At 53.0% G+C, this 959-nt stretch carries 2 protein-coding genes; both read left to right on the top strand.

What is annotated here, in order from left to right; genetic code table 11:
- Positions 1–142: 142 nt before the first annotated feature.
- Positions 143–400: a YjhX family toxin gene (locus tag ACR0IK_RS24365; protein WP_480643687.1), complete on the top strand. Its 258-nt coding sequence runs from the start codon at positions 143–145 to the stop codon at positions 398–400.
- Positions 401–550: 150 nt separating this feature from the next.
- Complete coding sequence (locus ACR0IK_RS24360) at positions 551–931, top strand: GNAT family N-acetyltransferase (RefSeq protein ID WP_480595312.1); 381 nt, start codon at positions 551–553, stop codon at positions 929–931.
- Positions 932–959 lie beyond the last annotated feature (28 nt).

Genomic DNA, 959 nt, shown 5'->3' with positions numbered 1-959 from the left:
GCAATGGAGATTTTATGAAAGAGACCCGGGCCTAACGCCCGTTCCTGGCGAAGCAAATTCAGGAACACCAACATTGATAGGCACACTTACGCGCGACGCTGAGTGTCCTGTTTCTGTACTTTCGTAATATCGAGACATCCCAATGAACATCTTAAAGCACGAGCAACGTGTTTTGCACGAACTCGCCTTAGGTGGTGAGATAAAATACGCGCGCGCCGACAATGGTACGGTGCAGTCCGTCGAATGTTACACTCGTGACGGCTTTGTCTTCCCTGCCTGCACGATGGACGTATTCAAACGCCTAAAAGACAAGCGCTTCATCAAATCGAAAAATGGCCGCCCCTATCGGATCACCCATTTAGGGAACCAGTCCGTTCGCGCGCAAATGAACCAACGATAATCCAATCAAGAAGGAGGGTTTTCTATGAAAACGCCCCATCAAATCCAATACGAGGCATTCGCTGCTGCCGGAGGCCTGTACGATGAACGTCATGCCAAACTGTATGCCGACTTTGCGGATGACCTGATCTAAGATGGCAGCTTTTCCATCGTGTATGAGGGGGTTGCACATGCCTGCTATACCCCGCTCAGAATCGACAAGGCACCACACTTGAAGTGCTTTGTTCTCGCTCCGTTGGCTGTGCTGCCCGAATATCAAAGAAACGGCTATGCCACGCGCCTGATGGAAGAGGCGGAACGGCAACTTGATGCTGGTGTTATCTTTGTGATGGGTGAACCTTTCCACTATGGGGACCGACACAACACCCCCCACAAAGTCCTGCCGCCTGTAAGAACGCAGGCCCCGCTTGAGTGTTGGTTTGCGCGCGAGCTGACTCCGGGCGCTTTGGATGGCATCGGAGAAAGCACATCCAGCGTGACCGGCCCATATTCTGTGCCGCTCATGCGGAGGCATCCAAGCGAGCAAGTATAGGGCCGAGCTCTCAAAAACCCAGGCGACG

The sequence above is a fragment of the Ruegeria sp. BF7 genome, from assembly GCF_056538605.1.
The sequence above is the reverse complement of the archived record's forward strand: the minus strand, read 5'-3'. Positions and strand labels throughout refer to the sequence as shown.